The following is a 26,756-nucleotide window of genomic DNA, read 5'->3' as shown; positions in this document are numbered from 1 at the left end:
CCATCCTGCAACTGTTTAAACTTGACTAAATGGAAACTAAAGAAATTCAAAAACTTATTGACTTCATCGCCCAGTCTGGCCTTGATGAAGTAAACATTGAAACAACGGATTTAAAGATTAAGGTAAAAAGATACGGTTCGGCTCCTGTGATATCTGTTGCTTCGGGACAGTCCGCTCCCGCACCGGTTTACACGCCTGCACCATCAGCGCTGGCTCCTGCTGCACCGTCAGCTCCTGCGGAACCCGTTGTATCTGCAAACCTGATTACAATTAAATCACCAATGATCGGTACTTTCTACCGTGCTTCAAACCCTGAAACGCCTTCTTTTGCAAGCGTTGGCGACGAAATCGCACCAGGAAAAGTTGTTTGTGTGATTGAAGCAATGAAACTTTTCAACGAAATTGAATCTGAAATTTCAGGGAGAATTGTGAAAGTTTTGGTTGAAAACGCTACTCCGGTAGAATTCGATCAGCCTTTGTTTCTTGTTGAACCTATATAACGGTAATGACCGGTCTTAAAAAACTTAATTAAATTTCATGTTTAAAAAGATTCTCATTGCCAACCGAGGTGAAATTGCACTACGTGTGATCAGAACCTGCCGTGAAATGGGCATAAAAACAGTCGCAGTTTATTCAACCGCCGACCGTGACAGCCTTCATGTAAGATTTGCTGACGAAGCTGTTTGTATCGGACCTCCGCCAAGCCGTCAGTCTTACCTAAGCATACAAAATATTATTTCTGCCGCCGAAGTTACCGGTGCAGATGCCATACATCCGGGATACGGATTCTTGTCTGAAAACGCTGAATTTTCTCAAATTTGTGCTGATTACGGTATCAAATTTATTGGAGCGACAGCTGCTCAGATTAACGGAATGGGCGACAAGGCAACGGCCAAAGCGACCATGATCAAAGCGGGCGTTCCTGTTGTTCCAGGTTCAGAAGGTTTATTAGAATCGGTTGAACAAGGAAAAGAGCTTGCAAAAGGTATTGGCTATCCTGTGATTGTGAAAGCAACAGCGGGTGGTGGTGGTCGCGGTATGCGTATCATCAACAAACCGGAAGAATTTGAAAAGGCATGGAACGATGCCCGTACAGAATCTGCTGCCGCTTTTGGAAATGATGGTTTATATCTTGAAAAATTTGTTGAAGAACCTCGTCACATTGAAATCCAGATAATCGGTGATCAGTACGGCAAAGTTTGTCACTTATCAGAACGTGATTGTTCTATTCAGCGTCGTCACCAGAAACTGGTAGAAGAAACGCCATCTCCAGTAGTAACACCTGAGCTTCGTGAAAGAATGGGTGCGGCTGCGATCAAAGGTGCGCAGGCAATCGGATATGAAGGTGCAGGAACCGTTGAATTTCTTGTTGACAAATATGGTGAATTTTTCTTTATGGAAATGAACACCCGTATTCAGGTTGAACACCCGATTACAGAAGAAGTTACTGACTTTGATTTGATCAAAGAGCAAATTAAAGTTGCTGCCGGAGATCCGATAAAGGGTATTAACTATACTCCGAAATTGTTTGCGATGGAATGCCGTATCAATGCAGAAGATCCTGCAAATGGTTTCCGTCCGTCTCCTGGAAAAATCACGAATCTGCATTTCCCGGGCGGTCACGGTATTCGTATCGATAGTCATGTTTACAGCGGTTATACTATTCCGCCAAATTATGACTCGATGATTGCAAAATTGATCGTTAGCGGTCAGTCGCGTGAAGAAGTTATCACAAGAATGAAACGTGCTTTGCAGGAATTCGTGATTGAAGGTATTAAAACTACAATTCCGTTCCATATCAAGTTGATGGATGATCCGGGTTTTCAATCCGGAAATTTCACGACTAAGTTTTTGGAATCATTTGATTTCTCTACGCTTTAAACGCAGAGTTATCAGAGTTTTTTCGCTGAGTGGCGCTGAGTTTTATCTGATATAACATTTAGAAAAGGTGTTTGGTTTTGATAACCGGGCACCTTTTCTGTCTTTTGAGGTTTATCTGAAAATTAAGTAGCTTTACCTTACTAATTTACATATCTATGTCAACAATCGTAACGGATATTAATCAGCTTGATCTGGATGGGACTTATACTTATGCAGATTATTTGCTATGGCGGATTGAAGAACGTCTGGAATTGATTAAAGGCAAGATATTTAAAATGTCCCCTGCCCCATCTTTGCTGCACCAACGGATTTCCACCCAATTGCAGGGGACACTATTCAATTATTTGAAAAATAGTTCATGCGATCTTTTTAGCGCTCCTTTTGATGTTAGATTATATAATGATAAAAAATCTATTGTAGCTTCAAAAGAAATCTACACTGTCGTTCAGCCAGATCTATGTGTGATTTGTGACGAAAACAAATTAGATGAAAAAGGTTGTCTTGGTGCTCCGGATCTTGTAATTGAAATACTTTCTCCTGGTAATTCAAAAAAAGAAATGAATGAAAAATTTGATTTGTACGAAGAAACCGGCGTAAGAGAATATTGGCTCGTTGAACCTTCTGAAAATGCAGTATATATTTATGTTTTAAATGAGGCTGGAAAATATATTGGATTGAAACCCATTACTACCATACTGAAATCTACCATTTTCCCTGATCTGGAAATTGATTTGGAAGAGATTTTTGTTTAATAAATCATTTGATTTTTCTACGCTTTAAACGCAGAGTTATTGGAGTTTTTTCGCTGAGTGCGGAGAGTTTTATTTGATATAATATTTTGAAGAGGTGTTTGGTTTTGACCGGGCACCTTTTCTGCTTTTGAGGTTTATCTTAAATTTAAGTAGCTTTACCTTACTAACTTACATACTATGTCAACGATCGTAACGGATATTAATCAATTGGATCTGAATGGGACTTATACCTATGCAGATTATTTGCTATGGCGAATCGAAGAACGTCTTGAACTGATCAAAGGTAAGATTTTTACAATGTCACCTGCGCCTTCTTTGCGTCATCAAAAGATATCGGGTAGGTTGCATTTAGAAATGGGCCAGTTTTTTAAGAATCATTACTGTCAGATTTTTTATGCTCCGTTTGACGTAAGGCTTCCCAGAAAAGATTCGTTGGCAAGTGATGGTAAAATTTTCACAGTTGTTCAGCCAGATCTTTGTGTGATTTGTGATGAAAATAAATTGGATGAAAAGGGCTGTCTGGGTGCTCCGGATCTGATTATTGAAATACTTTCTCCGGGCAACTCTAAGAAAGAAATGAATGAAAAATTCGATTTGTACGAGGAAACCGGCGTAAGAGAATATTGGCTCGTTGAACCTTCTGAAAATGCAGTTTACATATACGTTTTGAACGAGAGCGGGAGGTACGTTGGACTGAAACCTGTGACTACCACGCTTAAATCCAGTATTTTCCCCGATCTGGAAATTAATTTAGAAGAGATTTTTGAGTAGAGAAGCTCCATTTTCAATTGATAAAAAACAGCCCGGACAAATTTTTCCGGGCTGTTCTGTTATAAACACATATTCAAAAATTCTTTCTAAACAATCTCAGGAACCGTATAAGGCGCCCTGTATTTTCTTGTCAGATACGTATTTGCATCGTTATCTCCAACGAATTTTTCAGTTTTTGGATCGAAGGTTAATGCTCTGCCTGTTCTGTAAGCAATGTTTCCTAAATGAGCTAATCCCGATGCCAAATGGGCAGTTTCCACCGGCGCGTTTACCATTTTAGGATCTCTTGCGATTACAGCATCAATAAAGTTTTTGTAATGATCTCCACCTTCTTTACGTGTCGGACCGGGCTTTTTCTCTTTACCGAGGAAAGTTTCGTAATAGTCATATCCTTTTACAACCAGATAACCTTCGCTTCCATAAAAAATGTTTCCAATTCCTACCCCACCTTCTTCATTGGTCATCCAGGGACGTACTTCAAATTCTATGATTTTCTTTTCCTTTGGATAAACGAAAGAAGAAGTCAGTAATTCCGGTGTTTCTTTTGCGTCATTCCAAAGGAATTTTCCACCTGATGAAGTTATTTTTTCCGGAAAACTGTCAACACCAAGTCCCCACATACACATGTCGGTTTCATGAATTCCCTGATTTCCGATATCGCCGTTTCCATAATTCCAGTGCCAGTGCCAATCGTAATGCACGTAGTTTTTTGAGAAGGGTTTCATTTCCGCCGGACCTGTCCACAGATCATAATTTAAACCTTCCGGCACCGCTGAAACACCTTTGTCCCCAATATCCGGCCTCCATTTATAAACAAGTCCACGGGCCATATAAACATTTCCAATCAATCCTTCCCGCATATGCTTGACAGCTTCCTGCAAAGCCACCGAGCTTCTAAGCTGCACACCATGCTGCACCACTCGTTTGTACTTATGCGCAGCTTCAACCAACTTCCGGCCTTCATGAAGGTTGTGAGAGCCCGGTTTCTCAACATACACATCCTTTCCAGCCTGACAAGCCCAAATCGCAGCCAGCGAATGCCAGTGATTGGGTGTTGCTATACTTACAGCATCAATCGATTTATCTTCATACACTTTACGAAGATCATTTTCCGTTTTCAGTTTCTTACCGTTATACTTTTCAGCATATTGTTTCGCACGGGTTTGCAGAATATTATTATCAGGATCACAAATCGTCACCAGCTCAACATTGGGAAGGTTTGAAAATCCTTTGATATGATCTTGTCCGCGCCCATTCACACCAATTACTGCCACACGCACGCGGTCGTTTGCACCGAAAGCACTGGCTGGAATGATGGATGGAATGGAAAGTGCCACGGCCACGCCCGCCGTATTTTTAATAAATTCACGACGGGAAACTTCGTTTTCTTTATTCATTAGATGGAGATTTAGGAATTTCGTTCAATGGAAAAATGAATAACGTTTCTTTTATATTATTATCCTGACAAGTAACTCATTAGACGCAGTTATAAGAAAATAACCCCGAATAGTTACTTGCAAAAAATACAATTATTTTAAACTATAATACTATAAGCAGAACGAAATGTACCATTTATACAAGCGCTTATTTGGGAAATAAATCGCACAATGTTTGTTGAAAATAAGGCTGGATAATTTTTGCCGGTTATGCGGCTTAGACTAAATTCAAAAGATAAGTAAGGAAGAATACGCAAATTCGAAAATGGAAATTATTTTCCATCCGAATGAAAAATTCCGTCGTAGTATGTGCCCATGTAAGCGCCCCAGCGAATTGGTTTTGTAATTTTAATACTTGTTTTGATCAAACTGACCTGCATACCGTCGAATGAATACGTTCGGTTTTTATTGGTACTACTGCAAAAAACAATATCAAGCATATTATCATTATCAATATCACCTATCCAGGGAGTGGACGAAAGATTTTGTCCCGGAAGTCCATTCAATAACTCGACAACTTCATTGGTTTTGAAACCGATAACAGCCAGCGTATTCAGGAATTCCTTTCGCCCAAACTGATCTCTTGTCTCATAATTAATGCTCATGATGACTTCCTCTTCATCATCGGCGTCAATATCCACCACAACAGGAGTACTCGTCTGATATTTCCCGAGTGAATCCCGGAATGCGACCTCACCGCTTTTTCCGTTGATCATATACTGCTCCGTAGTTTCCAGTTTTGGCCACTTTCCTCTGGCTACGGAAACAAAAAAATCAGGAATTTTGTCAGGCGTAAAATCACCCACAGCAATTGAAGTATACGCTTCTGAATTAGGAATCTTCACTCCCCAGAGCGGTGCGAGTGTTTTGCCATCAAAAGCTAACACCCGGCCATCAACGGCATTAGCTACGATGTCAGCAACGCCATCTTCGTTAATATCAACCCATACAGCCGGGGCAATAAATCCTTTATCCGCACTGGTTGCAATTTTGACCGCTGATGATAAGTTCCCGGCCAAAATATCTTTTAAAGATCCTACGAAAAGATTCCCTCCGATCGTTTCTCCACCGGTTCCAAATATTACTCTGTAATCATCATCTGCAAAATGTTTTGAAACTGAAACGGACATATACGTTTCTTTTCCATCCGGCATCATCGCCTCGGCAATAAGCTTTCCGGTAGCTGAACTTATTACTACCAGTTTTCCCGGAGGACGTTTCGGGTCATATGGTTTTACGGTAACGTCACCTCCATTTGAAATCAGGAGATCTTCCATCCCGTCTCCATCCTGATCCGGAATCAGCTGTGGATTATAGAAATTATACCACTTTTTACTTTTTGGAGAAGGCGTATTTTTATCAAATTTCCAGATTACAGCACCAGTATTTCCATTAATCGCCTGCAACTCTCCTACCCGGCCACCGATGATAACATCTTCAACGCCGTCTTTGTTAAGATCTTTTAAAAGTGCAGAACCAAAAATCTGATCTTTGGCCGGATTTTTCCATAGCAATTCCCCTGTTTTACCGTCCAGGGCGATAATTGCAGAATCACAAGCCATGAATTCCAACCTGCCCACGCCAAGTATAACATCTTTTACTCCGTCACGATTGAGATCTGTAACCCTTGGAGATGAAAAAGTAGAAACCTTCGGTAAGGTTTTTGACCAGGACTCCTGTGCATTCACTTGAGGTGGAAAAGCCCACGAAACAAGCAACAGCACTCCTGAAAATGGAATACTTTGTCTTGATGACATGAAAAAATCAGCTGTTAGTCTCTGATAAATTACCTACTACCTGGTGAATCGACTTTACCGTATTTGTATTGCTCTCTTCACTTGGAAGACCGAAAAGTGATTTTTCTTTGATAATATTGGCAACATTTTCAGGTACCAGTTTCTCCCACCCCGGCTCTCCTCTTTTAATTTTTTCAAGCACACTATCCGTTGTAATATGCATGTGTTCTTTGTTATAATTAATAATATCTTCAATCTTGTTATTGATGATAAGATATTGAAACAAAGGACGCAAATGCTCGTCTACTACAAAATTGGCACAACTATAAACGGATCCATCCGGCTGTAAAGTCGGATAAATAAACAGTTTCACCTTACGGCTGAAAAGCGTGGCAAAAGATTCAAGAATTCCTCCCGGAAGAAATTCATAATGTTTTTCTTCAAAAATATCCTGCAAACTCGGACTACCCAAAAGTAAGCCTGCTTTCAGTTTTGATAATCTTGAAAGATATGCTACCAGACGGAAATATTCATGGTGATTCGAGATCATTACCATATGACCTAACGAACATAAAATATCTACACGGTCAAGGAAATCCTTTTCGTCAATATCTTTGTCAGAACCTTTCAGATTATGCAAAGTAAGCTCGGAAACCAGCACGACTTTTGATTCATCCACATCCGGCTCTGCCAAAAATTGCTTTTGGCCGTTACTAATCAAGTCAATATGAACATTTGTGATCGGCCGCAAACGGCCACGCATCATCAAAATATGCTTTTTATATAAGGCTTCGGAAGGCTGCAAAACACCGCCATCCGAACCGAAAAGCGCCGCATCTGTAAAACCGTTTTTCACCAGACGAAGACTCATCAAACGGTTATCCACATTTACAAAGTCTGGTCCGCTAAAACGAACCATATCAATTTCAATACGGTCCGGTGTAAGGTCATCCATTAGGGATAACAATAATGTTTCAGGCGATTTATGATAAAAAAAGCAGCCATACATTAAATTGACACCGATAATCCCCAACGCCTGTTGCTGAAGAAGATTTTCGTCATCCCGCATCCGCACGTGGATCACGACGTAATTGGAAGGCCCAAGTGGTGTTAACTGAAATTGCAGGCCTATCCAGCCATGGGACTCATTCGTCTTTTGAAAATTTAAAGCAACAACCGTATTGGCAAAAGCAAAAAACTGGCTTTCTGCGCCGCGTTTTTCCTGAAGACGTTTTTCAACCAGATTGTATTCCCGGTTCAACATCTTCATCAACCTTGATTCCACGACATAACGCCCGCCTTCCTCTGTTCCATAAATTGCGTCACTGAAAGTCATGTCGTAGGCCGACATCGTTTTGGCAACCGTTCCTGATGCGCCGCCCGATTTAAAAAAGAATGCTGCTGTCTCCTGCCCTGCGCCGATTTCAGCAAATGAGCCATAAATCCGACGATCGAGATTAATTCTTAACGCCTTTTGTTTAGTACCAAGATTCTTTTCGTACATATCAATTCTGGGTTAGATGAAGAGCTTTACATGTAAATATAAGAAAAATCCCATTCCGAATAGTTAATAAGAATAACAGATTCTATATTAGAACCGAAAAATTCTAATAATTATTATTATTAACAGAATGAATTAAATCTATTTTATTTCTATGACTTCTGACGCCGTTTTTTTGTTCACTTACGGAACTTTGATGCAGGGATTTTCTAATCCTTTTGCACAGCGCCTGCATACGTTATCAACATTTGAAGGCAAAGGATCATTCCCCGGAACGCTATATAAAATTGACTGGTATCCGGGTGCTGTTTATGATACAGAAAATCAAAACAGAATTTATGGCGAGGTTTATAAAATAATGGTTCCGGAAATATTATTTCCCGAACTTGATGAATACGAAGACGTTTTTGAGGATGAAGAAAAAAGCCTGTATATGCGAAAGATTATTCCGGTTTTAATGAATAACGGGGTTTTGATTGATTGCTGGACTTACATTTATAATCAAGACATTACTAATATTGAAATAATTAAAAGCGGTGATTTCAGACACGCTAATTTTTAACCTTGCCCCCAACTTTTTCCCCAATAATCCTTAATCCATCCAACGTTAATTTTCTGTCAATTTCGACAAACTCATCCCGAAGCGTTTCAATGATTGATGACAAACCTCCTGTTGCGACAGCAATACAATCTCCTCCCATTTCTTCGCGAATTCTCGTGATCAGCGATTTTACCAAACCTTCATAACCAAGTAAAATGCCTGCCTGAATCGATTGTACTGTATTTTTTCCAATAGCAGATACAGGTAATTTTAGTGGAACTTCCGGAAGTTGCGCTGTATTGGCAAACAATGCTTTCACAGCAGTCACCAATCCCGGCAAAATAGCGACACCTAAAATTTCACCATTCCTGGAAACAGTGGTAAAGGTTAGCGCGGTGCCAAAATCAACGACAACGCAATTTTGTTTGTAACGTGTGATAACCGCAACCGCATTAGCGATCAGATCCGCGCCCAGTTCATGAGGATGATCGATCGCAATTGTTAGTCCGGGAAAAGTATTGGGGCCGACAACAATGGTCTCATCTCCAAAAAGTGACCTCAGCATTTTTTGAATAACCGGCGTAAGCGCTGGCACAACACTGCTAAGTACCACCGTTTTAACTTCAATAAATGAAATACCTGCTTCCAAAAAGTGAAGCATGAGCTTTGATGCATAATGTGATTCACTTTCCTGAGCCAGTGAATTTACCCGCCAGATATGTTCCCATACGCCAGCCTCGTAGAGCCCAAAAACAGTATCCGTATTACCAACATCGACAGCTAACAGCATAATCAGTTTTTTATATTAAGAGAACAAATAAAAGCATAATCGAAATAAAACTACAATCGCAGGCGTTTTTAAGCACAGTTTCTTTTTGTTTAAACCTACTTTTAATACTTTTACAAATAGCCCACCCCGTATCCTCTGGTTACTTTTGTAATTGGTAAAATTCACTCCGATTTAGTAAAAAACATGTATTATTTGAATAGCTGCCGGTTTTTAGTCCTCAATACTTTTCTTCTTTTTACCACATTAACGCTTAAAGCACAAAAAATCCCGGAATGGAAAGATCCGGAAGTGATCAGTGTTAATACTGAAAAAAACCGTGCTGATTTTGTGCCTTATGCTGACGAAAGAAGTGCGCTCAAACTTGATAAAAAATCACCTTTTGTAAAATCGTTAAATGGACCCTGGAAATTTAAATGGGTTTCGCATCCATCTAAAGTACCTTCAAACTTTTTTCAACCCAATGTTTCTACATCAGGCTGGGATGATCTAATCGTACCATCCAACTGGCAGGTTGCCGGAGCTAAAGAAGGACGGGCTTATGACAAGCCTGTTTTTACCAATATAAAACATCCTTTCAAAGCAAATCCTCCCGGAATTGATGCGGATACCAACGCGACCGGACTTTACAGAACTACATTCAACGTAACTGACGCAGATAAAGGAAAGACATTTTTTCTTCAATTCGGAGGTGTTCAATCGGCTTGTTATGTTTGGCTGAATGGAGAAGCGATAGGCTACCATGAGGACGGGATGACGCCTTTTGAATTTAATGTGACGGAAGATATAAAAACAGGAATCAACCATTTGGCCGTAGAAGTTGTAAACTGGTCCGATGGAAGTTATCTGGAAGATCAGGATTTTTGGCGTTTGTCGGGGATTTTCAGGGATGTTAATCTGATAACAATTCCGGATTTGCACATAAATGATTTTTCGGTTCGCACGGATCTTGATGCTGGTTATCAAAATGCCACTTTAAAAATCAGCACATTTGTAAAGAATTTCTCAAAGAAATCAGCAGCCGGAAATCAGTTGGTTTACACTCTTTATGACGCAAATAAATCGGTGGTCATTTCTCCGGTAAGTCGGCAGATCGCTACGATTGAACCCTCAGGAGAATTACCAATCCGCATCGATCTGCCGGTAACCAATCCTGATAAATGGAGCGCCGAAGCGCCGAATCTTTACACGCTGACAGTCCAGATTTTAAACTCAAACGGAAAAACAATTGAGGCAGTAAGCCAGCGGGTCGGTTTCCGTGAGATTAAAATTTCAGGTGGACAATTGATGGTTAACGGAAAACCGATCATGATCAAAGGTGTTAACCGGCATGAATTTGATTCTGAAACGGGACGTGTTATCAGCCGCGAAACCATGATTAAGGATATTGTTTTGATGAAGCAGAATAATATCAATTCAGTTCGCACTTCTCATTATCCAAACGTACCCGAATGGTATGATCTGTGTGATGAATATGGCTTGTATGTCATGGATGAAGCCAACATTGAAAGTCACGAATTGTGGGGCAGGAATATTATTCTGGCTGATAAACCGCAGTGGAAAGCAGCTTTTTTAGCCCGCGGGACTGCGATGTTGGAACGAGATAAAAATCATCCCTCTATCATCATATGGTCATTAGGAAATGAATCCGGGATGGGTGCTAATTTCACAGCGATGGCTGATTATATTCATTTATCTGATCCTACACGTCCGGTTCATTACGAAGGAAGAAGTAATTACAAACCGACGACACTTAGCAGTTTTGATATTATTTCAGTAATGTATCCTTCGGTCAGCGATATGATCGAACTGGTTAAAAAAGATAAAAACAGGCCGTTGATCGTCTGTGAGTACGCGCACGGAATGGGAAACAGCATTGGTAATTTTAAAGATTACTGGGATGTAATCGAAAAATATCCAACCATGCAGGGCGGTTTTATCTGGGATTGGGTTGATCAGGGACTGAGCCTGAAAAGAGCAGATGGCAAACCTTACTGGGATTATTTCAATTACATTGATGGTGCAAATGCGGGTGACGGACTGGTTAACCCAGATCGCGTTCCTCAGCCGGAAATTAACGAAGTCAAAAAAGTTTATCAGAATATAAAATTTGAAATTCCGGATACACTTCGTGCCGGTCAGCATCAGATTACGATTAAAAATACTTACGATTTTATCTCATTAAGCGGATTTGAACTAGTCTGGTCGGTACAGGAAAATGGAAAATCAATTGGCGAAGGAACAATTTCAAATTTGACTGCACTTTCAAAACAATCACAGCAGCTTACCATTCCTTACCAGATACCTTCAACCCCAAAACCGGGCTATGAATATTTCCTAAATCTTAGTATCCGTACAAAACGAGCCAGTTTATGGGCCTCAGCCGGACATGAAGTTGCCTGGTATCAGGTTCCCGTAGCAGTTACTGCTGACGAAGAAAAAGACCTTGCTTACACGCGCAGTCCGGCATTACGTTTGTCGCTAACACGTGGAAAAGGTATCACAATAAGCGGCCAGAATTTCTCGGTAAGTTTCAACAAGAAAAATGCACGGATGTCTTCTTTTATGTATAAAAAAGAAGAATTACTGGAATCCGGCCCATTTGCAAATTTCTGGCGCGTACCGACGGATAATGACGAAGGTGGAGGAAAACAAAGTTTTGCAACCAGCTGGAGAAATGCTAACCTGGATTCTTTGCGGCTAACGGGTTCAGATTTAAGAGTTGAAAAACTGAATCCGCATGTGTATAAAGTAACCATGATGAAAAGTCTGCGCAGCAAAGCGGGTGCTATGATTGTCAGTTCCATTTATACGATTTATGCATCCGGAGATATTGAAGTAAAAAACACTTTCACGCCAAGTGGAGAGTGGCCTTCACTTGCGAAAGTGGGTATGCAGCTTCAAATGCCGTCTGCTTTTGACAAGTTTGAATGGTACGGAAACGGCCCTTACGAAACGTATGCGGATCGCAAAACAAGCGGCAGAATCGGATTATATTCCGGAACTGTGGCTGAGCAGCATTTTCCATATATCAGTCCGCAAGAAAATGGAAATAAAACGGATGTTCGCTGGGCAAGTGTAACGAATGAAGGTGGACTTGGTTTACTAGCGATCAGTGATTCTGTTTTTAACGTCAATGTACACGATTATACCGACAAAGAATTACTGGCAGCCAAGGAAAGAGCTTCGGATTTCGTAAGAGGAAATATTACGGTTGTCAATCTTGATCTGGCGCAAATGGGACTTGGCGGAGATGATAGCTGGTCACCAAGAGTTCATGATAAATACAGATTACCAGCCAACCCGTATTCTTATTCTTTCCGGCTAAAAGGTATTGACAAGGCTTCCAATGTTGAACAAATTGTTCACACAAAATTACCTGCCATCGCTCCAAAACCAATTCCCGGAGTTACTGCGAACTCTGATACCGAAGAAGTTGCCGGTGATGATGCAGAAGAGGAAGTTGTAAAACCGACAACCAGAAAATATTCTTCTAAATATTCAAAGAAAAAAGTATCACGCAAAAAGAAACCGACTCGTAAAAAGTCGGTTTCCAGAAAAAAATCAAACTCGAAAAAGAAATCATCTTCCAAAAAGAAAAGAAGAAGATAGACTTTATCTGATCTGAATACAGCCTTTTTTACTTTTTATAGGGGGAAAGGATGTATTCAGATTTTACTTTTATAGACTGCGCGATTTTGACAAAAACAATTTGCGGCACTTCAATTTTGTGATCTGTCAAAGCCACTTCAAAATCTGAGCTAATCGTAATTTTACTACCCTCAACTTTCAGCTTTCCCCTAAGGGTTCTTGTCTTTGCTACACCGTGAATCGTAAAATTCCCCGTAGCCGATGCATCATAGGAGCCATCTTTCGTAAAATCAATAGTCTGGTCCAGTTTCCCGCTGAATGTACCTGTCGGAAATTTCGCTGACTCGATGTAGTTTTCATTGAAATGCTCCTGCATTAATTTGTTTGGAAAAACAAAGTCACGCATCGTCATCCTGATGGCAATTTCACCGGTTGTGGTATTTAACAAAACCTGCGTTTTCTTGTTTTCCGCAAAGATATTTTCCATCGGCGTTACCGACGAGAAACTCGTATTTCCAGCCGCGGTTGCAAACATGCCACCCTGGGCAAAAGTTTTGCCCCCTACTCCCAAAATCGTCATCAAAAAGATTACGCTCAGGACTATATGTCGTTTCATAAATCTCGTGTTTAGTGATTAACCTTTCCTCTTACTTTTCTTGTCAAAACTGAACGTTCTTGAAATATTGAAACCATAGTGAATATCTCCTTTACCCCAGCTTCCGGTGGTTTCTCCGATAAATTGTTTTTCGATCATCCCCAGTGAATTGGTAAAATGAAGCTGAAAAACGTGACCTCCTGTTTCAATATCAACACCCAAGGCCATGGAATCATGGTAAGGAAGAGAACCGTTATTTCTCGCCGTCCAGAAATATTCTGCATTGATCGAAACACGCTTACTGATTTTCAAACGGCCACCTAAACCAAGAGAGAAAAGCCCCCGCTCCTCTCCCGTTAGCTCAGGCAGGTTTCGATATAGATAGGTTGGAGTAATTTGTAAAGAAAGTTTTTCGCTGAATTTCCGTGCGATCAGCGCCTGATATACATAGGTTAATTTATTCTGGAAACTGCGTTTCAATTCCTCATCTGTAAGCGGACGCAAAGTTCTTATCGCGCTGCTGGCAAAAAGTGTGATAGAAACCGGAACTACTTTTGCCCCGGAAGTTTGTTTCAACAATCGATACTTAGCAAAAAAGTCAAACGCTTTTTGTTCCGTACTTCTTCCCACACCGATCATCAGATCGTCGGTAACTCCGTACTCAAACCCTAATCTTAATGTAGCCTGATCTAATCCGTATAATTGATAAGACCCGGAATTCAACCGGCCAAAACGGTGGGAAATACGAAAATCCATATGGTTTTTCTTAACCGTTTCCACAGAATGGCCGTTTATGATTCTTGTAGATTTAAAGGTAGCTTCTACCGGAACGGTTGTGTTGCTATCCAGTTTGTTCAGTTCTCCAAGTAAATCGTTTTGGGCGTGAAGAATTGTAACCGGGAAAAGTAAAATGATTGCGAGGCGGAGTGCTTTCATGATTTCGGGATTATGCTGTTACTGTTAAAGTGTTACCATCTGTTGAAAGAACAGCCTTATAAGCTTTTAGTGCTGCTACTGCCGGGCCCTTGTCTACGGCACCTGTTAACTTAAATTCGGAGCCATGATTAGCGCAATAAATATCATTTTCCGAACTTCTATATTGTACCGTTGTTCCCTCATGCGTACAAACTTTGGAAAGTGCTGCATAAGTATTTGTTGTGGAAAGTGCTACAATCAAGTCCCCGATAATCATGTAAGAACCAGCGGTTTTCAATTTGGAATATGTAGCATTGGTAAGATCTACTGTAAAACTGATTGCCCCCGCTGAGGTTGTAGTATTTCCGGTCAAGCCCGAAGTATTTCCTGTGCCCGTGTCAGGAGTAGTGGGTGTCGTAGTCGTTAAAGGATCCATATCTCCAGTGCTGCAAGATGTCATCGTTCCCATGCAGTAAAAGGCCATTAACGTTGAAGTTCCAAGGCTCAAACTTCTTAAAAACTCTCCTCTCTTCATTGTTTCTTTTTTTGTTGTGTTCATGATGATATTAAGTAGGTTGGTGAAAATTCAGACATACTTTTCCTGTTTCCCGATTTTACGGGAACTGGAAAATGATCTTGACAGATCTTGTTATTTTTTAAATGTAGGGGTGTATCGTATTGAAAACCATACGCCGGTGGTAAATAAATCTACCTTTCCATAGCCGACTTTCTTGACCGGAATACGCACGTAAGGTTCTGCTAAAAGTGATAATTTTTTCGAAAAACGATATTCATATCCCGCCGAAGCATTGATATGGCTAAACAAATACCAACCGGTTGACACTTCGAAGTATTCCCACTTTTTGCCGTATGTCTTGGGGGGATAATTGTATTCATATTTTTCATTTTGCATATAGTATGAGGAAGTTCCCGCTCCTGCAAACCACCTTGAACGTGCATTTTGTGAAATGTCATAACGTACATTTAAGGGTATTTCAATAATCTTGCACACCCCATCAACACTTGTTGGTAAGACTTTCTGATCCTTCCAGCTATCAGGCCATTCGTATTCGCCTGCTTTTGCATTATAAACTTTCGAACTCCTGATTACACCCGTTTGAATATATAGTTTTTGGAAAATAGAGTATTCAATTAATAATGAAACAGCCGTTCCGGGCTTTGAAAAATTCTTCAAACCAACCGAACTTATATCCGGAGAATAGCCAAAACGTACAGCAAATTTCGGTATCAGTTCTTTTTCACTCGTTTCTTTAACCGGCTGCTCAGAAACTGGTTGTACCTCTGCTTCCTTAACTTCTACCTCCGGCAATGAATTCGGTTTTTTCCAAATCAGCGATCTGGATTTTAATTTACTGGCAGAAATATTAAGTCTTGCAATTTCATTATTAAGATCAATCTCATCAACTGTCTTGTCCATCTTATCAACAATCGGAACATAATTTTTACCATTTCCTGAATTGTCATCACCTGTCAGATTTGAAATTACCAAATTCGTCTTATCCGGTTTGACTTTTGCTACATCAGATTTTACAAAATCATCAACCTTTTGGTTATCATTGTTTTTAGATAAAAATGCCCCGTCGCCCCTTCTCCCAATAGAATGGTTTGGCTCTAAGTACACTCCGCCTGTCTTAGACCAGCGCCGGGGCAGTATCTTCGGATTTGTTGATTTAGAAATATTGTTTTTATTTTTTATCAATAATTCCGTTGTTTCTTGTTCAGGTTGTGCCAGCTTACTTTCCTCAACAGCCTTAGAATTGACTCCTGATTTCACCTCATAATCCTTTTCTGAACTGTGAATAGCTTTCTTTGACTTTTCTCCGTTAATAGCTAAGCCCTTATCTGATTTTGATTCAACAATATTACTTTCAGATTTTTCCCGGCCATTTTTCGTTTCTTCCGGTTTTTTTTCCGGAATTTCAGTGCCAACTTTCTCAGCTATTTGTTTGTCATCTCTTCCTGTTACAGACCTTTGTGTTGGCAACAGACTTTCTTTATTGACAATGCTTTTCTCTGTATCGTTTTCCTTACCTGTCAACAAATACGTTGTCAATCCACCTAACATCAAAAGTGCTAACAAACCAACCGGCCACCATTTTTTAAACCAGGCAGCAGCAGTCCTTCCATCATTTTCGTCTAACCTTTTTCTTAACGCATTCCAATCCTGAGGATCAAAATTCGAATCAAGCTCTTCCGCAGACTTTCTGAAGAGCTTGTCCAGTTCGTCATCTGGGAACTCTTTCATAATTGTCTATATTAATCTTGGATAGCATAATTCTTAATTTTTCCCGGGCCCGCGACAAATTTGACTTTGACGCGCCAACAGAAATATTCAATTGTTCGGCAATTTCTTCGTGTGTGTACCCGTCTATTACAGCCAAACTAAATACCAGCCTGTATGCTGGTGTCAGTTCCTGTATTAAACCGATGATTTCCTCATGTGCCATTTTAGTAATTACCGTTTCGTCTACAAATACCTGATCCGCAGCTTCCACATCATCTAAAACTTCGTGACGGATTTCGTGCCTGTAATGATCCAGTGCGGTGTTAATCATTACCCTGCTCAGCCAATTTTTAAAAGAACGACTTTGGTCAAAACTATCCAGCTTTGTAAAAATCTTCAAAAACCCATCATTCAATATCTCTTTGGCCTCTTCCCTGCTCCGTGTGTAGCGTAAACAAATGCTCATGGCATAGCCATAAAACTGTTTATACAACAGCTCCTGACTACGGCGGTTCTTTTTCAAACAGCCGTCGAGTAGTTCATGAAGAACGGCGGAGTTATACTCGGGCATGTCTTTCTCTTTTTAATGATTACGAGCTGAAAAACAAAACGGTTGCGCAGCTTGAAATTTTTTTTTAATTATTTTTTAATTCCGTGTTTTTTACAATAAATAATGTCTGTTGAACCACTTCTAAAATGTTGAAGGATCTGCCTTCCAACTTATCACAAAACTTTCATTAATTTTAAGCAAATGTAAATGAAATAAAAAGTGCTAAGTATCTGATTTTAAATTATCGAGCACGATATTCGGTGGATCCAACGATTTCAAAATTTCAATAAAGCATTCCTCAAACTTGAAACCGTAGTTTTAGATTTAGAAAAAAATGGCTTGTCTGAGTTAGAAAAAGAAGGATTGATCCAGAGATTTGAATATACACATGAATTGGCGTGGAATGTAATGAAGGATTTTTTTGAATTGGAAGGAAATACCACGATAATGGGATCCGGAAGCGCAACTCGTGAAGCTTTTAAAAAGGGAATTATAGCTGATGGCGAAAACTGGATGGATATGATTAACAGTCGTAATTCAGCGCATCCAATCCGTTTTAGCCAGTTTTCCGGAAATTGAAGAAGTTATTCTTTATGGAGCAAAAGGAAATTACAAAAATAGTTCTGATATCGATTTAACATTGAAAGGCAAACAACTCACTTTATTCATTTTGGGAAAAGTGGATGAACAGCTCGACGATCTGTTACTGCCTTATACTTTTGACCTATCTATTTATCATCAAATAAACAGCCCGGAATTGCTCCACCACATGAACCGGGTCGGTAAACTATTTTTCAGTAAGAAAATCTGAAAGTAATTTTTTTCCAAACAATGTCAAATCTCAATTGTCAGACTTCTTATTCTTGTCACTTAATTATCAATTATTCCGTACTTTTGCCATTCTGAATATAGTATTATGGTTATCAGCGCTTTGAAATAATTTTCGGTAGCTCCGATAGACTTCATTTCTGTTTCAACATCATTTAAGTAACGCAAGTCGAATAGCTTTTTGTAATGGCCAAAAGAAAAAATAGTGATGAAGGAGATTCTGCCTCTCCGTTTGCGGTAAAAAAAATCAGTTGGGAAGGACTCAAAAAAACGTTTGCCCTTTTTCGTTACATACTTCCATATAAGTGGGTTTTCATAGTCGGGATGGTATTTCTGACACTTTCAACCTTTACCTCTCTTGCTTTTCCAAAATTGGTTGGGAGTATTGTGGAAGTGATTGAAGGAAAGTCACAATATACGATCAACCAGATTACGGGATTTCTGATTGTCGTCCTCGTTTTTCAATCCATATTTTCGTTTTTAAGAATATTTCTCTTCACGAGAGTAAGTGAAAGGGCGATGGCCGATTTACGCCGGGATACGTATAGTAAAATCATTACTTTGCCTCTTGGATTTCTGGAACAACGCCGGGTTGGAGAGCTAACCAGCCGCGTTACGTCCGACGTTTCGCAACTGGAAGGTGTTTTGTCCTTTACAATCGCAGAATTCTTCCGCCAGGTAGCTACGTTAATCGTTGGTATTGCTATTATTTCATACACGTCCTGGAAGCTGACGCTTTTCATGATGGGGACTTTCCCGATCCTGGTTATTGCTGCCGCTTTTTTTGGAAGATATATTCGTCGATTATCAAAAAAAGCACAGGACGAACTGGCAGCTGCCAACGTAATTGTTGAAGAAACTTTGCAATCCGTTAATGTTGTAAAAGCCTTTACAAACGAACACCTTGAAGTAAACCGTTACGAAACTGCTTTGGGGCGTGTGGTAAAACTCGCACTTCACGCAGCGACTTTCCGTGGCGGATTTGTTTCCTTTATCATTTTTGCCATTTTTGGCGGTATTGTCGGTGTGATCTGGTTTGGAGCCGGTTTAGTTCAATCGGGCGATATGAGCCTTTCGGACTTGTTCACTTTTATTTTGTATACTACATTCATCGGCGCTTCCATTGGCGGTATGGGCGATTTATATGCACAGATCAACAAAACGGTCGGTGCGTCTGAAAGGATATTTGAGCTTCTTAGGGAAACCTCCGAAGTATCGGTTGAAGAATCAGCAAAAGAGCCTGAAAGCCATGTTCGCGGAGAGATTCAGTATAACGATGTACATTTTGCATATCCGTCAAGAGCAGATCTTCCGGTGTTGAAAGGAATATCATTCCATGTAAATGCCGGAGAAAAAATTGCGCTGGTTGGGTATAGCGGTGCCGGAAAATCTACAATAATTCAATTACTGATGCGGTTCTACAACCATCAATCAGGCGAAATCCTTATTGACGGAAAATCGGTTTCTGATTACGGCATTTCAGAATTGCGTAAAAATATTGCTATCGTTCCTCAGGAAGTGATACTTTTTGGTGGTACTATTTATGAAAATATAGCTTACGGCCGGCCATCGGCAACTGCTGCTGAAATTTTTGATGCCGCGAAAAAAGCATATGCTACTGAATTCATTGATACTTTCCCTGAAAAATTTGAAACCATTGTTGGTGAACGCGGAATAAAATTATCAGGCGGCCAACGTCAGCGGATTGCTATTGCACGTGCCATTTTGAAAGATCCAAAAATCCTGATCCTGGACGAAGCAACAAGTTCGCTGGATGCAGAATCAGAGAAACTGGTTCAGATTGCATTGGATGAATTGATGAAAAACCGCACAACGATCGTGATTGCCCACAGGTTAGCAACAATCCGGAAAGTAGATTCTATTTATGTAATCCGTGAAGGCCAGATCGCAGAATCCGGTTCTCATCAGGAATTATCATTACTAGACAACGGCTTGTATGCAAGTCTGATTAAATTACAGTTTGAAACCGCAGAGAGCCATTAATGGATAATCAAAAGGAAATTACCAACCCACACACTTTTTTTGAAGCTGAATTTCAGAAGGCAAAATTAGCAGAATCCATTGCACAGGATCGGTTCAATATGCTTTCAATTGGAAGAATTGCAGCCTTTCTGAGCATTTTCGGGACTGCGTGGCTTTGGAATCACTTCGATCAAGCGAGCTGGGGAATTGGCACTGCGATTGCATTTGTATTATTTTTAATATTGATGCGCCTTCAGCAGACTGCCAAAACGAAACGTAATTTCCAGAGAAATATCCAGACCATCAATGAGGACGAAATCCAGCGTCTTTCTTTTAAGTTTCTAAGAAAAGATACTGGCATTCACTTTCAGGAAAAAAATCACTCATTTGCCACCGATCTGGATATTTTCGGCGAATATTCTTTATACCGTTTACTAAACCGTACAAGAACTTCAGAAGGCAGCCGGAGACTGGCAAACTGGCTGAAACATCATGCTTCGTTAGAAGAAATTCTGATGAGACAGGAAGCGGTGGAAGAATTCAAAAATGATCCGGAATTCAGACAAACCTGGGAAGCAACTGCCCTTTTGCACGAACATGCGGCGCAACAAGTAGGAGCTTTCCGAGACTGGTCCGCAGAAACTTTGCCGGATTCGTTACAATCTTCACTACGCTGGCGGTTTTGGCCAATGGTAACTTTACTGGTTGGCGGACTCGTATTTGCAGGTTTAATTCCCGGCTGGTTACTGGCTATAAGCCTTCTATGGCATCTGGTCATTCTCAGACGTTACCAGGAAACTTTGCAAAATATTGTAAACCGCACTACTGCGCTTGGTTTTACTCTTTCAGCTTATTCGGATCTATTAGATATCGCCGATGCCGCACCTTTCCGGTCACGCTGGTGGAAACAACGCCAGACTTTAATCCGTGGATCTGCTCATTCGCTTAGAAAAGCAGGCGTTTTATTTGAACGACTTGATTATAGAAATCATCCGTTTTTCGCCATTTTCGTCGGCATAACTACCATGTGGGATTTGCATTGTCTGGCTGGTTTGGAAAACTGGAAAAAAGCTAACAAAGAGCATTTGCATCATTGGCTTGATGTACTGGCAGATACGGAAGCAATGAACAGTTTGGCCGGAAACGCCTTTGCCTATCCTGATTCAACCGTTCCACAGGTAACCTGGGAAAAAGGTGTTTATATTGAAACAATCCAAATGGGGCATCCGCTCATACCGAAAGAAAAACGGGTAAGTAATAATTTTGGCATGAATGGATTGGGACAAACCATCCTTGTGACGGGTTCCAATATGTCAGGAAAAAGTACGTTTTTACGTACTATCGGGCTAAATCTTGTTCTGGCACAGATGGGAGCGGTAGTTTCTTCGGACAAATTTGCCTGCTCGCCTCTCCGGGTTTTCAGCAGTATGCGCACGCAGGATTCTCTGGAGGAAAGTACATCTTCTTTTTATGCTGAACTGAAACGTTTGCGTCAGCTTTTAGAATTGGCTGATGAAAAGAATGAATCTCCGGTTTTTTATCTTCTGGATGAAATATTAAAAGGAACAAATTCGGCAGACAGGCATAAAGGCGCCGAAGCATTAATCCGCCAGTTGCACGCAAAAAGTTCAGCAGGACTGGTTTCAACCCACGATCTGGAATTAGGTGAATGGGGAGCCACTGAAACCTATGTCCGAAACTTCCATTTCCGTTCGGATGTAGAAGACGGACAGCTTAAATTTGACTATCAATTGCATGATGGAATCTGCAAATCTTTCAACGCATCCGAATTGATGCGCATGATGGGAATTGATATTGACATGCATAAATCATAATCGGACTACCGTTCATAAAAGGTTTTTGAATGAAATTACTCCTTTTGAGTAACTTTACTGTACGAGTTTACGTTTATTTGTATTAGCAAGAAAAATAAAAGTTTAATCTTTGAAAATAAAGAATCATCCTCGCCTCGCGAAAGAGTTTCTATTTTCAATTTCCATTATCAATTTTCAATAATTTCAAAGATCTGAATGGAATACTTAGAGTACCTGATTATGGCTGGACAACTCATACTGGGTTTGTCTATTTTGGTTGGATTGCATGAATGGGGGCATATGTTTGCCGCTAAGACGTTTGGTATGCGTGTGGAAAAATACTTCATCGGTTTTCCTCCGAAAATCTGGAGTATACAAAAAGGAGAAACTGAATATGGAATCGGTGCAATTCCACTGGGTGGATTTGTGAAAATATCGGGTATGATTGATGAATCCATGGATACCGAGGCGATGAACAAAGATCCTCAGCCATGGGAATTCCGCTCAAAACCAGCCTGGCAACGACTTATCGTAATGCTTGGCGGTATTATTGTGAACGTTATTGTTGGTGTTTTTATCTTTATCGTCCTTGCTTATATTGATGGAGAAAAGATTTTATCGAACGCAGAGGTTAATAAATATGGTATTGTCGCAGGTGATTTAGGCAAGCAAATAGGTTTGCGTACAGGTGATAAAATCATCAAAGCGAACGGAAAATCATATACTTGTTTTAATGATATTGTTAGTCTTGACGTGTTTTTGGCAAGCAACAGTACTTACACAGTTCTCCGTGATGGTAAAGAAATGGATATTGATATCCCAAACAACTTTATCGAAAAATTATCAGATGCAGATCGTGATGACAAGATGAGTTTCATCAGTCCTGCGATGCCTTTTAAAATCAGAGAACTGGTTCCTGGTATGCCAGCTGCAAAAGCAGGTATCAAAGCGGGTGATAAAATTGTTTCGATCAACGGCGCGCCTATTCGCTATTATAATGAATTGCAGGAAACACTTCCAAAACTTAAAGGACAGGAAGCGAAGATCGTAATTGACCGCGCAGGACAACAACAGGATATTAACGTTAAAGTTTCTGCTGACGGAACCATTGGTTTGTATCCGGAAAGTCTTTTGGCATTTACAACAATTAAGTTTACTGTTGGAGAAGCGGTGAAAGAAGGTACTAAAAATGCTTTCAATGTTGTTTTCAATAACATTAAAGGTTTTGGCAAAATTTTCCGTGGGGAAGTTTCCGCTTCAAAAGCATTGAGCGGCCCTATTGGAATTGCCCGAATGTTTGGCGGGGTTTGGGACTGGAACCGTTTCTGGCACCTGACGGGCTTGCTTTCAATGGTTTTGGCATTCATGAATGCTCTGCCAATTCCGGCTTTGGATGGTGGTCATGCCGTTATTCTTTCTTATGAAATTATTTCAGGCCGCAAGCCTTCTGATGTTTTCCTTGAAAATGCTCAGAAAGTAGGTATGGTATTGTTACTTGGACTAATGGCCTTCGCCATTTTCAACGACGTATGGAAAGCTGTTTTCTAAAAAATATTGTCCATTGACCGGCTTATTTGGTAAGCCGGTCAATGTTATAAATTGTCCTCATCTTCTTACAAGTTTGCATTGAAGATCACCCGTCTCACTTTTCTGCTCATTATTTTCTGGCTGTCAAGCTCCTTTGCGCCCAAACATCAATACCATGTAAGCGTAACGCAAATGAAGTATGACAAGCCTGCAAAATCCTTTGAAACAAGTATTCGCATTTTTACGGATGATTTGGAAAAAGGACTTTCGGAAGATAATAACAAACGTATTTTCACCATTAAGAATAATGATCAGAATAATCCGTTTGTAGAGCGTTACGTCCGCAAACATTTTACCTTAACCAACGCACAGAAAAAAGCAGAAATCCAGTATGTAGGTAAAGAAGAAGAAGCCGATGCAACCTGGATCTATCTTGAAATTCCATTTTCCGAAAATCCGGAAGGCTGGAAACTCCAAAATAGCATTTTGATGGAAACGTTTGACGATCAAGTCAATATGATGAATCTCAAACTTCCTTCCGGGCCGAAAACTTTTTTATACAAAAAAGGACAATCTGTACAAACGCTTTAAAAAAGGTGATTATTCATAATTTGCCTGACAACATTTGGTTGGCACGGCAATTTTGTTGTATTTATCCCTTTCATTTGAAAGTCATTATTTATAAATTGGGAAAAGATTATCTGTCATTATGACAGAATGCCTATGAAATTTGAACCTTCTGACCTCTATAGTCGGCTTCTTATGTCCGATTCGGATTTAGATAGCCTTGAAATTGTTCCCTTGGGTGGTCCCGAGGGCTCTGATGAACCTTTTGAAGTACCTAATGAACTTGCCATTTTGCCAATCAGGCAAACTGTCCTTTTTCCTGGGATGGTAATTCCGGTAACCGTAGTGCGCCAAAAAGCAATCCGTCTTGTAAAAAAAATATACCGTAATTCGGATATTAACATGCGGATTTTGGGTGCAGTTACGCAAGCCAAACCAAATAAAGAAGATCCTACCGCAGACGACCTTCATAAAATCGGAACGGTTGCCCATATTCTGAAAATGATCACGCTTCCGGATGGAAATGTTACGATCATCGTTCAGGGCCGTCAGCGTTTTGAAATAAAAAAGATTTTAAGTGAAGATCCATATCTGACTGCCGAAGTTGAGGCAATAGAAGATTCTTTCGTTGCGCCGACTAAAAAAGAATCGAAAGCACTTTTGCAGTCACTTCGTGATGGCGCGCATAAGATCATGCGTTTAAATCCGGAGATTCCGCAAGAAGCCAGAATTGCGCTGGATAATATAGAAAGTCCTGTTTTCCTGATCCATTTTCTTTCTTCAAATATTAATGTTGAAGTAGCGGACAAGCAAAGATTACTGGAAGAAAGAAACGGGCACAAGCAGGCAACTCTTTTGCTTCAGTATATGATGCGGGAGATTGAAATGCTTGAATTGAAGCGTGAAATCCAGTCGAAAGCAAGTTCTGATATTGACCAGCAGCAACGCGATTATTACCTGCGTCAGCAAATTAAAGTTTTGCATGATGAGCTTGGAATCGATAGTCCGGAGCGTGACATGGACGATATCCGTGCTAAAGCAAGCCAGAAAAAATGGTCGGATGCAGTTCGCTTACATTTTGACAAGGAACTTGCCAAATTACAGCGTATCAATCCAATGGCGCCTGAATATCCGGTAACGTTAAATTACCTGGAAACGCTGGTCGATTTGCCTTGGGGTGAATATACAAAAGATAATTTTGACCTTGTCCGCGCGCAAAAAGTGCTGGATTCAGATCACTTCGGTTTAGAAAAAGTTAAAGAACGGATCATTGAATATCTTGCAGTTTTGAAACTGAAAGGTAATTTGAAAGCTCCGATTCTTTGTTTGTACGGACCTCCCGGTGTTGGTAAAACTTCCCTTGGGAAATCGATAGCGAAAGCTTTGAACCGTGAATATATAAGAATGGCTTTGGGTGGTGTGCATGATGAAGCGGAAATTCGCGGTCATCGTAAAACATACATAGGGGCAATGCCAGGAAAAGTAATTCAGAATATCAAAAAAGCGGGTTCTGCAAATCCCGTTTTCATTCTGGATGAAATCGATAAGGTAAGCTCCGATTACCGTGGCGATCCTGCTTCTGCTTTGCTGGAAGTTTTGGATCCTGAACAAAATTCTTCTTTTACAGATAATTATCTTGAAGTTGAATACGATCTTTCCCGTGTACTTTTTGTAGCTACCGCCAACGCACTTGATACGATCCACCCGGCTCTTCGCGACCGTATGGAAATTATCGAGATGACGGGTTACACGATTGAAGAAAAATTGCAGATCGCCAAACGTTATCTTGTGCCAAAACAACGCAAAGATCACGGCTTGAAAGCAACGGATGTGAAATTTGATGATGCTGCATTGTTGCGCGTTATTGAAGGATATACCCGCGAATCGGGCGTTCGTAATCTGGAACAAAAAGTAGGAACACTGGTTCGGAAAATCGCAAAATCGGTTGCGATGGATCAGGAATATCCTAAAACGATAAAAATCGAGCATGTTGAAAAATTCCTTGGTGCGGAGATTTTTGATAAAGACCTGTATCAGGATAATGATTACGCTGGTGTTGTTACGGGTTTAGCCTGGACTTCGGTTGGTGGAGAAATCCTGTTTATTGAAACCAGTTTGAGCCGTGGAAAAGGTGGATTGACATTATCCGGACAATTGGGTGATGTGATGAAAGAATCAGCCATTACCGCTCTTTCTTATCTGAAAGCACATTCCGATAAACTGGATATTGATTACCGCATTTTCAATCATTACGATCTGCACGTGCACGTTCCTGCCGGAGCTGTTCCAAAAGACGGTCCTTCTGCTGGTATCACGATGGTAACTTCGATGGCTTCGATTTTTACACAACGTAAAATTCGTCCGTTCCTGGCGATGACAGGTGAAATAACTTTACGTGGAAAAGTACTTCCTGTGGGCGGTATTAAAGAAAAAATCCTTGCAGCAAGAAGAGCTGGCGTGAAAGAAATTATCATGTGCTCAAAAAATCGCAAAGACGTAGAAGAAGTGCCTGCGAACTATATCAAAGACTTAACCTTCTATTATGTGGATAAAGTCGATGAAGTGTTAGCAATTGCGCTTCTTCCTGAAAAAGTAACCAACGCAACTACTTTTGTTTTCCCTGACGAAAAGAAAGAAAAAGAAGAAAGTGGTTATGTAACATTGACCGTATAAAAGTTAACCTGATTTATTTCAGAATAATATTTCCCAAAAGAGGCGCCCAAACGGTGCCTCTTT

The 26,756-nt window shown here is 40.4% G+C and carries 22 protein-coding genes; 13 read left to right on the top strand and 9 right to left on the bottom strand.

Features of this window, described 5'->3' with window-relative positions; translation table 11 throughout:
- Positions 1 to 29 precede the first annotated feature (29 nt).
- From accB to FDK13_RS01940, 4 genes are all read left to right on the top strand, one after another.
- Positions 30 to 500, top strand: a complete 471-nt coding sequence (gene accB / locus FDK13_RS01955) for an acetyl-CoA carboxylase biotin carboxyl carrier protein (RefSeq protein WP_137338287.1) — start codon at positions 30 to 32, stop codon at positions 498 to 500.
- Positions 501 to 537: 37 nt separating this feature from the next.
- Complete coding sequence (gene accC, locus FDK13_RS01950; RefSeq protein ID WP_137338286.1) at positions 538 to 1,881, top strand: acetyl-CoA carboxylase biotin carboxylase subunit; 1,344 nt, start codon at positions 538 to 540, stop codon at positions 1,879 to 1,881.
- A gap of 155 nt (positions 1,882 to 2,036) precedes the next feature.
- Positions 2,037 to 2,633 carry a Uma2 family endonuclease gene (locus FDK13_RS01945; protein WP_137338285.1) on the top strand — a complete coding sequence of 199 codons (597 nt, stop codon included), beginning with the start codon at positions 2,037 to 2,039 and terminating at the stop codon, positions 2,631 to 2,633.
- A gap of 177 nt (positions 2,634 to 2,810) precedes the next feature.
- Positions 2,811 to 3,404 (top strand): Uma2 family endonuclease, encoded by a 594-nt coding sequence (locus FDK13_RS01940; RefSeq protein ID WP_137338284.1) that lies wholly within the window; start codon positions 2,811 to 2,813, stop codon positions 3,402 to 3,404.
- An 86-nt stretch (positions 3,405 to 3,490) separates the two neighbouring features.
- Here FDK13_RS01940 and FDK13_RS01935 read toward each other — a convergent pair whose 3' ends face one another.
- The 3 genes from FDK13_RS01935 to FDK13_RS01925 all read right to left on the bottom strand — a co-directional run bounded on the left by FDK13_RS01935 (position 3,491) and on the right by FDK13_RS01925 (position 8,080).
- Positions 3,491 to 4,801 (bottom strand): Gfo/Idh/MocA family protein, encoded by a 1,311-nt coding sequence (locus tag FDK13_RS01935; protein WP_137338283.1) that lies wholly within the window; start codon positions 4,799 to 4,801, stop codon positions 3,491 to 3,493.
- Positions 4,802 to 5,112: 311 nt separating this feature from the next.
- On the bottom strand, positions 5,113 to 6,597 hold the full coding sequence (locus FDK13_RS01930) for an outer membrane protein assembly factor BamB family protein (protein WP_137338282.1): 1,485 nt from the start codon (positions 6,595 to 6,597) through the stop codon (positions 5,113 to 5,115).
- Positions 6,598 to 6,604: 7 nt separating this feature from the next.
- Positions 6,605 to 8,080, bottom strand: coding sequence for a TonB-dependent receptor (locus FDK13_RS01925; RefSeq protein WP_137338281.1), 1,476 nt, complete (start codon positions 8,078 to 8,080; stop codon positions 6,605 to 6,607).
- Between the two features lie 151 nt (positions 8,081 to 8,231).
- Here FDK13_RS01925 and FDK13_RS01920 point away from each other — a divergent pair, with 151 nt between their 5' ends.
- Positions 8,232 to 8,639, top strand: a complete 408-nt coding sequence (locus FDK13_RS01920) for a gamma-glutamylcyclotransferase family protein (RefSeq protein ID WP_137338280.1) — start codon at positions 8,232 to 8,234, stop codon at positions 8,637 to 8,639.
- Here the strand turns inward: FDK13_RS01920 and FDK13_RS01915 are convergent.
- The gene (locus tag FDK13_RS01915) at positions 8,629 to 9,408 is read right to left on the bottom strand and encodes a type III pantothenate kinase (protein WP_137338279.1); all 780 of its coding nucleotides are present in this window, start codon (positions 9,406 to 9,408) and stop codon (positions 8,629 to 8,631) included. The two genes, FDK13_RS01920 and FDK13_RS01915, sit on opposite strands and share 11 nt — an antisense overlap.
- A 183-nt stretch (positions 9,409 to 9,591) precedes the next feature.
- On the opposite strand from FDK13_RS01915, the gene lacZ reads away from it, so the two are divergent.
- On the top strand, positions 9,592 to 13,017 hold the full coding sequence (gene lacZ / locus FDK13_RS01910; protein WP_137338278.1) for a beta-galactosidase, LacZ type: 3,426 nt from the start codon (positions 9,592 to 9,594) through the stop codon (positions 13,015 to 13,017).
- Between the two features lie 28 nt (positions 13,018 to 13,045).
- Here lacZ and FDK13_RS01905 read toward each other — a convergent pair whose 3' ends face one another.
- The 5 genes from FDK13_RS01905 to FDK13_RS01885 all read right to left on the bottom strand — a co-directional run bounded on the left by FDK13_RS01905 (position 13,046) and on the right by FDK13_RS01885 (position 17,322).
- A complete protein-coding gene (locus tag FDK13_RS01905; protein WP_229215868.1) occupies positions 13,046 to 13,612 on the bottom strand; it encodes a YceI family protein in 567 nt (188 codons plus the stop codon).
- Positions 13,613 to 13,630: 18 nt separating this feature from the next.
- Positions 13,631 to 14,527, bottom strand: a complete 897-nt coding sequence (locus FDK13_RS01900; protein WP_137338277.1) for a DUF5777 family beta-barrel protein — start codon at positions 14,525 to 14,527, stop codon at positions 13,631 to 13,633.
- Between the two features lie 10 nt (positions 14,528 to 14,537).
- Positions 14,538 to 15,065: a QcrA and Rieske domain-containing protein gene (locus FDK13_RS01895; RefSeq protein ID WP_137338276.1), complete on the bottom strand. Its 528-nt coding sequence runs from the start codon at positions 15,063 to 15,065 to the stop codon at positions 14,538 to 14,540.
- 90 nt (positions 15,066 to 15,155) lie between these two features.
- A complete protein-coding gene (locus tag FDK13_RS01890; protein WP_137338275.1) occupies positions 15,156 to 16,772 on the bottom strand; it encodes a porin family protein in 1,617 nt (538 codons plus the stop codon).
- The gene (locus tag FDK13_RS01885) at positions 16,753 to 17,322 is read right to left on the bottom strand and encodes an RNA polymerase sigma factor (protein WP_137338274.1); all 570 of its coding nucleotides are present in this window, start codon (positions 17,320 to 17,322) and stop codon (positions 16,753 to 16,755) included. Before FDK13_RS01885 ends, FDK13_RS01890 begins: the two co-directional genes overlap by 20 nt.
- Positions 17,323 to 17,541: 219 nt before the next feature.
- Between FDK13_RS01885 and FDK13_RS01880 the strand changes: the two genes are divergently transcribed.
- From FDK13_RS01880 to lon, 7 genes are all read left to right on the top strand, one after another.
- Positions 17,542 to 17,880 (top strand): HI0074 family nucleotidyltransferase substrate-binding subunit, encoded by a 339-nt coding sequence (locus tag FDK13_RS01880; RefSeq protein WP_310589946.1) that lies wholly within the window; start codon positions 17,542 to 17,544, stop codon positions 17,878 to 17,880.
- Positions 17,837 to 18,112, top strand: a complete 276-nt coding sequence (locus tag FDK13_RS01875; RefSeq protein WP_137338653.1) for a nucleotidyltransferase domain-containing protein — start codon at positions 17,837 to 17,839, stop codon at positions 18,110 to 18,112. The genes FDK13_RS01880 and FDK13_RS01875 overlap by 44 nt, the downstream gene beginning before the upstream one ends.
- Positions 18,113 to 18,315: 203 nt before the next feature.
- Complete coding sequence (locus FDK13_RS01870; RefSeq protein ID WP_137338272.1) at positions 18,316 to 20,133, top strand: ABC transporter ATP-binding protein; 1,818 nt, start codon at positions 18,316 to 18,318, stop codon at positions 20,131 to 20,133.
- Complete coding sequence (locus tag FDK13_RS01865) at positions 20,133 to 21,947, top strand: MutS family DNA mismatch repair protein (protein WP_137338271.1); 1,815 nt, start codon at positions 20,133 to 20,135, stop codon at positions 21,945 to 21,947. Before FDK13_RS01870 ends, FDK13_RS01865 begins: the two co-directional genes overlap by 1 nt.
- Positions 21,948 to 22,142: 195 nt before the next feature.
- On the top strand, positions 22,143 to 23,474 hold the full coding sequence (rseP, locus tag FDK13_RS01860; protein WP_229215867.1) for an RIP metalloprotease RseP: 1,332 nt from the start codon (positions 22,143 to 22,145) through the stop codon (positions 23,472 to 23,474).
- Positions 23,475 to 23,525: 51 nt separating this feature from the next.
- Complete coding sequence (locus FDK13_RS01855; protein WP_137338270.1) at positions 23,526 to 24,044, top strand: DUF6702 family protein; 519 nt, start codon at positions 23,526 to 23,528, stop codon at positions 24,042 to 24,044.
- A 171-nt stretch (positions 24,045 to 24,215) separates the two neighbouring features.
- A complete protein-coding gene (gene lon, locus FDK13_RS01850; RefSeq protein ID WP_181956140.1) occupies positions 24,216 to 26,693 on the top strand; it encodes an endopeptidase La in 2,478 nt (825 codons plus the stop codon).
- Positions 26,694 to 26,756: the final 63 nt, after the last annotated feature.

It is taken from the genome of Dyadobacter frigoris (assembly GCF_005280585.1).
Lineage (GTDB): Bacteria > Bacteroidota > Bacteroidia > Cytophagales > Spirosomataceae > Dyadobacter > Dyadobacter frigoris.
This window is presented reverse-complemented; position numbering and strand designations above follow the sequence as displayed.